Annotated in this window: 5 protein-coding genes; 3 read left to right on the top strand and 2 right to left on the bottom strand. The window is 62.7% G+C overall.

The window, feature by feature from the left end; genetic code table 11:
* The coding region (locus BM190_RS15095; protein ID WP_092255886.1) for a phosphoenolpyruvate carboxykinase at positions 1-1,258 on the top strand (1,258 nt) is incomplete at its 5' end.
* Between the two features lie 82 nt (positions 1,259-1,340).
* Here the strand turns inward: BM190_RS15095 and BM190_RS15090 are convergent.
* Complete coding sequence (locus tag BM190_RS15090; RefSeq protein ID WP_018316381.1) at positions 1,341-2,228, bottom strand: helix-turn-helix domain-containing protein; 888 nt, start codon at positions 2,226-2,228, stop codon at positions 1,341-1,343.
* A gap of 337 nt (positions 2,229-2,565) precedes the next feature.
* Between BM190_RS15090 and BM190_RS15085 the strand changes: the two genes are divergently transcribed.
* Positions 2,566-4,206 carry a flavin-containing monooxygenase gene (locus BM190_RS15085; RefSeq protein ID WP_092255883.1) on the top strand — a complete coding sequence of 547 codons (1,641 nt, stop codon included), beginning with the start codon at positions 2,566-2,568 and terminating at the stop codon, positions 4,204-4,206.
* A gap of 56 nt (positions 4,207-4,262) precedes the next feature.
* Complete coding sequence (gene acmB / locus BM190_RS15080) at positions 4,263-5,456, top strand: methyl acetate hydrolase AcmB (RefSeq protein ID WP_092255878.1); 1,194 nt, start codon at positions 4,263-4,265, stop codon at positions 5,454-5,456.
* Positions 5,457-5,493: 37 nt separating this feature from the next.
* Here acmB and BM190_RS15075 read toward each other — a convergent pair whose 3' ends face one another.
* Positions 5,494-6,309, bottom strand: coding sequence for an acyl-CoA thioesterase (locus tag BM190_RS15075; protein ID WP_092255875.1), 816 nt, complete (start codon positions 6,307-6,309; stop codon positions 5,494-5,496).
* Positions 6,310-6,361: the final 52 nt, after the last annotated feature.

Here is a 6,361-nt window from a genome sequence, read left to right as displayed (position 1 = left end):
CCGGATCAAGACGCGCGTCTTCACCGAGCTCGCCTGGCACTCGCTGTTCATCCGCACCCTGCTGATCCGCCCCGAGGCGGTCGAGCTGCCGACCTTCGTGCCGGAGCTCACCATCATCGACATGCCGAGCTTCCGCGCCGATCCCAAACGGCACGGCTGCAAGTCGGAGAACGTCGTCGCGATCGATTTCGCCCGCAAGATCGTCCTGATCGGCGGGTCTTATTATGCCGGCGAGATGAAGAAGTCGGTTTTCACCACGCTGAACTATTATCTGCCCGAGCGCGGCGTGATGCCGATGCATTGCTCGGCCAATGTCGGCGCCAAGGGCGACGCGGCGATCTTCTTCGGCCTGTCCGGCACCGGCAAGACCACGCTATCGGCCGATCCGAACCGCACGCTGATCGGCGATGACGAGCACGGCTGGGGCCCGAACGGCGTCTTCAACTTCGAAGGCGGCTGCTACGCCAAGTGCATCAAGCTGTCGCAGGAAGCCGAGCCCGAGATCTTCGCGGCCTCGACCCGCTTCGGCGCGGTGCTCGAGAACTGCGTGCTCGACGAAGATACCCGCGTGGTGGATTTCGACGACGGCTCCAAGACCGAGAACACGCGCTCGGCCTATCCGCTCGACTTCATCCCGAACGCCTCGCGCACCGGCCGCGCGCCGCAGCCGAAGAACGTGGTGATGCTCGCCGCCGACGCCTTCGGCGTGCTGCCGCCGATCGCCAAGCTCTCGCCGGCGCAGGCGATGTATCACTTCCTGTCCGGCTACACCGCCAAGGTCGCCGGCACCGAGCGGGGTCTCGGCAACGAGCCGCAGCCGGAATTCTCGACCTGCTTCGGCTCGCCCTTCCTGCCGCTCGACCCCAGCGTCTACGGCAACATGCTGCGTGACCTCATCGCCCAGCACCACGTCGATTGCTGGCTGGTCAACACCGGTTGGACCGGCGGCAAGTATGGTGTCGGCTCGCGCATGCCGATCAAGGTGACGCGCGCGCTGCTCACCGCCGCGCTCGACGGCTCGCTTCGCAACGTCGAATTCCGCACCGACAAATATTTCGGCTTCGCGGTCCCGACCGCGCTGCCCGGCGTGCCGGCCGAGATCCTCAACCCGGTCAACACCTGGAAGGACAAGGACGAGTTCGACAAGACCGCCCGCGCGCTGGTCGGCATGTTCCAGAAGAACTTTGCCAAGTTCGAAGCCCAGGTGGACGCCGAAGTGCGCGCCGCCGCGCCGGACGTGAAGCTCGCGGCGGAGTAAGTTCTCGCAAGATGTGATTGACGAGAAAGGGCGGCTTCATCAGCCGCCCTTTCTTTTTACGGCCTGAGCATCGTCAGGCTGTCTAGCCCGTGCATTGCTTGCGATATTCTGCGGGAGTCGTACTCATGTGCCGGCGAAAGATCCGGTTGAGATGGCTCTGGTCGGAGAATCCGCTCAACAGGGCGATCTCCTTCAACGCCAGGCGGTCCTTGCGCAGATGTTCGCAGGCGCGCTCCACCTTGCGGGTGAGGACATAGCTGTGCGGCCGCATGCCATAGTGTGCCTGGAATTTGCGGGCGAACTGCACCGGCGTGCAGTTGCAGATGTTAGCCAGTTCGTCGAGCGTGATGTTCCGGGAAATGTTCTGCTCGATATAGTCCTCGATCATTCGCGCATGCGCCGGCCTGAAGGGCCCTTGCGCACAGGGCATCTTGAACTGCACTGAGGCGTATTTTCGCAGGATGTGAATGCTCGCCTGAAGTGCCATGGCATCGTAGCAGAGCCGGCCGCCCGGACCTCCTGCGGAAACCTCCTGCACCATCTGGTCAGCAATCCAGGTCAGGACTGGATCCTCGATCCTGAGCAGATCATGAAGCTCGACGCTTTCGGTATCCCGGTCAAAAGCCTCGCTCGCGGTCTTCGCCATGAGCCTGGGCGAGATGTAGAGATGACTGACTTCGATGTCATGGGACCATCGCCAGTTCGACGCTTCGGCCCGCGTCAGCAGTGTCGTGACGCCGCGGCCGACCCGATCCTGCTTCCAGGATCCGGTCACGCGGCGCTTCATCGCCGTGGTGCCTTCGCGATAGATCACGATCAGAAAGTTATCGGACGGCGGCACCCAGATATCGGAGGGCGCATAGCGGAACACGCGCAGCCGAAAATCGGCTTTTCCCACCGCCGAACTGTCCAGCATCATTTCGCCGGGAGCATAGCGTGGCAGCTCCTCGACCGTGATGAACTGCCCCATCGCGCGAGCCTCCTCCCTGGAGTTTTGGCATGGTCGACTGCTTGTTGTTCTCATTGGCCGATCGGCAAGGCAGCAGCATAGGCCGGATTTGCCATTTGCCAAGCGAGCTCGGGCGAGGTCGGTGCCGGCCTCCGGCTTCATTCAAAGGATTGTCGGTTTTGTTCAAGCCGGGAACGCAGCCCGCCTCATAGCCTCCCTCGCGTCCCGGGCAAGTGCGGAAGAAGGGTGAAAAGCCGCAGGCACTCGCGGGACCGACAAATGACGCGATGCACCACCATCCGAGCGCACGACGGGTGGGGAGGGTCGCGCGCGCTCTGGAAACACCTAGGAGGGAAAAATGGCGGAAACGGCGACCAAACCCAATGGAAGCAATGGCGCGCATGTCACGGCGAAATTCGACGCGGTGGTTGTTGGAGCCGGCGTCGCCGGGCTCTATCAGCTCTACCGTTTGCGCGAACAGGGATTAAAGGTCAGGGCAATTGACGCGGGCGCAGGCGTGGGCGGCACCTGGTATTGGAATCGCTATCCCGGCGCCCGCTTCGATTCAGAAAGCCACATCTACCAGTATCTGTTCTCCGAGGAGCTCTACAAGGGATGGAGCTGGAGCGAGAAATTCCCCGGCCAGCCGGAAATCGAACGCTGGCTCAACTACATCGCCGACCGCCTCGATCTGCGCAAGGACATCCAGTTCGGGACGATCGTCAAAAGCGCCCATTTCAACGAAGCCACACAGCGCTGGCTGGTCACGACCGACAGGGGTGACGTGATCGACACCCAGTTTCTGATCACCTGTTGCGGCATGCTCTCCGCCCCCCACGTATCGTTTCCGGGACAGGAGACGTTCAAGGGGCAGTTGTTCCACACGGCGCGCTGGCCCAGGGAGCCGATCGATTTTGCCGGCAAGCGCGTCGGCGTCATCGGCAACGGCGCAACCGGCATCCAGGTCATCCAGACCATCGCTGGCGAGGTCGGTCATCTGAAGGTCTTTATTCGCACGCCGCAATACATGATTCCGATGAAGAATCCCAAGTACAGCGCGGCAGATGCGGAGGCCTACAAGTCGAAATTCCAACACCTCACGGAGCGCCTGCCGCATACCTTCACCGGGTTCGAATACGATTTCGAGCACGCCTGGGCCGGACTTTCGCCAGAACGGCGCAGGGAGGTGATCGAGGATTGCTGGAACGACGGCTCCCTGAAGCTGTGGATCTCGTCCTTTGCCGAGCTGTTCTTCGATGCCGAGGTCAACGCCGAGATCTCCGACTTCGTGCGCGAGAAGATGCGCGAGCGACTGAAGGATCCAAAGCTGTGCGAAGCCTTGATTCCGGCCGACTACGGTTTCGGGACGCACCGGGTGCCGCTGGAGCAGAATTTCCTCGAGGCCTTCCATCGCCCGAATGTCGAGATCGTCAGCGTCAAGGCCAATCCGATCGAACGCGTGACACCCATGGGTATCCAGACCGCGGACGGGACGATCCACGAGCTCGACGTCATCGTTCTGGCGACTGGATTCGACGCCGGAACCGGCGCGTTGACGCGCATCGATATCAGGGGCCGCGGTGGGCGGTCGCTGAAGGAGGATTGGAGCAAGGATATCCGCACCACGATGGGCCTGCAGGTTCACGGCTATCCGAACCTGTTCACGACCGCGGTGCCGCTGGCTCCGTCGGCTGCGCTCTGCAACATGACCACCTGTCTCCAGCAGCAAGTCGAATGGATCGACGATTGCATCAGGTTCGTGCGCACGAAGAACCTGAAGGTGGTTGAGCCGACCAGGGATGCCGAAGACGGATGGGTGGCGCATCACGATGAGATCGCCAATGCGACGCTGATCGCGAAGACCAATTCCTGGTACCTGGGCTCGAACGTCGAAGGCAAACCGCGCCGCGTTCTGTCCTACTGCGGCGGCGTCGGCGCCTACCGGCAGAAATGCAACGAGGTCGCCGCCAGCGGCTACCTGGGCTTCACCATGAACTGAGTGCTCGCGAAGCGCTGCGTCGACGGAATTCATCCAATCCCAACGGGAGGACAACCATGAGCACGAATTTCGGTGCTGCTGCAGACGCCGTTCTCGACGGTGTCGTTACATCCACGCCGCGCGTGCCCGGCGTCGTCGCGATGGTGACGGACCGTTATCGCAACATCTACGAAGGTGCTGCGGGAAAAAGGCGCCTTGACCAGCCCGCCGACATGACGGCCGACAGCATCTTTGCCATCTTCTCCACGACCAAGGCGATCACCGGCACGGCCGTGCTGCAACTCGTCGAAGAGGGCAAGCTCGATCTCGACGCACCGGCCAAGCGCTACGCGCCGGACATCGGCAAGCTCCAGGTCATCGAGGGCTTTGATGCCGCGGGTGAGCCGATGCTGCGGGCGCCCAAGCGGGACATCACCACACGGATGCTGATGACGCATACCGCCGGTCTCAGCTACGATTTCATCAACCGCACCTATAACCGCCTCGCCGAAGAGAAAGGGCAGCCCAGCGTCATCACCGCTTCCAAAGCCTGCCTGATGACGCCGCTGCTGTTCGATCCCGGCGAGCGTTGGGACTACGGCACCAATCTCGACTGGTGCGGCCAAATCGTCGAGGCCATCGCCGGGCGCCGGCTTGGCGAGGTTTTCAATACGCGCATCTTCGAGCCGCTCGGAATCAAGAATATGACCTTCGAGCTGACGGAGGCCATGCGCGGCAAACTGGCCGGGATCCACGCGCGCGGCGCCGACGGCTCGTTGACGCCGATGGATTTCGAGCTCCCCGCCAACCCTGAAGTGCATATGGGTGGCCACGGCCTTTACGGCACGGTCGGCGACTACATGCGTTTCATCCGGATGTGGTTGAATGACGGTGCCGGCGAGCATGGCCGCGTGCTGAAGGCGGAGACCGTGCGCATGGCGGAGAAGAATCATCTCGGAGACAAGAAGGTGACACCGATCACCGGCGTCATCCCAGCGCTGTGCAATGATGCCGAGTTCTTCCCGGGCCAGTCAAAGTCCTGGGCGCTGTCCTTCATGATCAACGACCAGGAAGCACCCACCGGGCGTCCCGCCGGCGCCCTCGGCTGGGCAGGCCTTGCCAATCTGTTCTATTGGATCGACCGGCAGAACGGGTTCGGCGGGTTCTGGGCCACGCAGATTCTTCCGTTCGGCGATCCAACGTCGTTCATCGGCTATATGAATTTCGAGACGGCGTTTTATCAGAGCCTGAGGCAGCGAATGGCGGGTTAGGAACCCCGGCAAGAGCGGGACGAGGGGTGGAGAGAGCTCACGCCTTGAAATACGCAATCTGCGTCGTGGTCGCCAGCAGCCTTCCGTTCGGCGACCACAGCTCGGCGTTCTGGTCGGCGTAGCTCTTGTGCATGATCTTCGAATCGGCCGTCGCCAGCACGCGCGTGATTTCCTCAGCCGCGAGCTCTTCGCTTTCGGTGTGGAAATAGGTCGTCAGCGACACCGTGCCGAACGGCACCAGCTCGCGCCGCGCGTGGAAGATGCGGCCGAAGAAGGCGTCAGACATCGACATCAGCGACAGCATGTCGAGCTTGCGCGGCGTGCGGTCGCTGATCCAGATTTTTGAATAGGTGCTGGCGGGTTCGGCCTGCGCTGGGCCGATCCGCATCTCGCCCTCGACGAAGCGGAATTCATACTGGTTGGCCCAGGACGCCGCGATCTTCGGAAACGGCAGCGTCTCCTCGAACGGCTTTGCATCGGGATATTGCGCCACCCGGTGCTCCCAGGACGGCCGCCGCTCGGCGAACACCGCGGTGGCGAGCGTTGCGACCTCGCCGCCGCCTTGGCTGAGCTCGACGCTCCAGTGCTGGCTGGAGCGGTTGGCCTTCACCAGCCGCACGTCGAGATCGAACGGCCCCTTGGCGATCGGCGCGCAATAATTGACCGTGAGCGCGAGCGGATCGCCGGCGCGTTCCGGGTGGTCGATCAGCGCGCGCAAAATGGTCGCGGCGGTGGCGCCGCCGAACGGACCGACGAAGGCCCAGTAATCGTCGCTGGTGTGCCCCTGCCAGCTGGAGTCGCCGGCAGTGACGCGGGTGGCATCGTCGAAGGGATGGGGAAGTTTTGCGTGCATTTTCGTTTCCGTCTGTCATTCCGGGGCGATGCGATGGGACCGCGTAGCGCGG

It is taken from the genome of Bradyrhizobium sp. Rc3b (assembly GCF_900114915.1).
Classification (GTDB): Bacteria; Pseudomonadota; Alphaproteobacteria; order Rhizobiales; family Xanthobacteraceae; genus Bradyrhizobium.
Note: the sequence above shows the minus strand (reverse complement) of the source record. Positions and strands in the feature narration are given on the sequence as shown.

Coding starts and splice junctions, on each gene's coding strand:
- acmB (WP_092255878.1), top strand. CDS start 4,263: ATGAGCACGAATTTCGGTGCTGCTGCAGACGCCGTTCTCGACGGTGTC.
- BM190_RS15090 (WP_018316381.1), bottom strand. CDS start 2,228: ATGGGGCAGTTCATCACGGTCGAGGAGCTGCCACGCTATGCTCCCGGC.
- BM190_RS15075 (WP_092255875.1), bottom strand. CDS start 6,309: ATGCACGCAAAACTTCCCCATCCCTTCGACGATGCCACCCGCGTCACT.
- BM190_RS15085 (WP_092255883.1), top strand. CDS start 2,566: ATGGCGGAAACGGCGACCAAACCCAATGGAAGCAATGGCGCGCATGTC.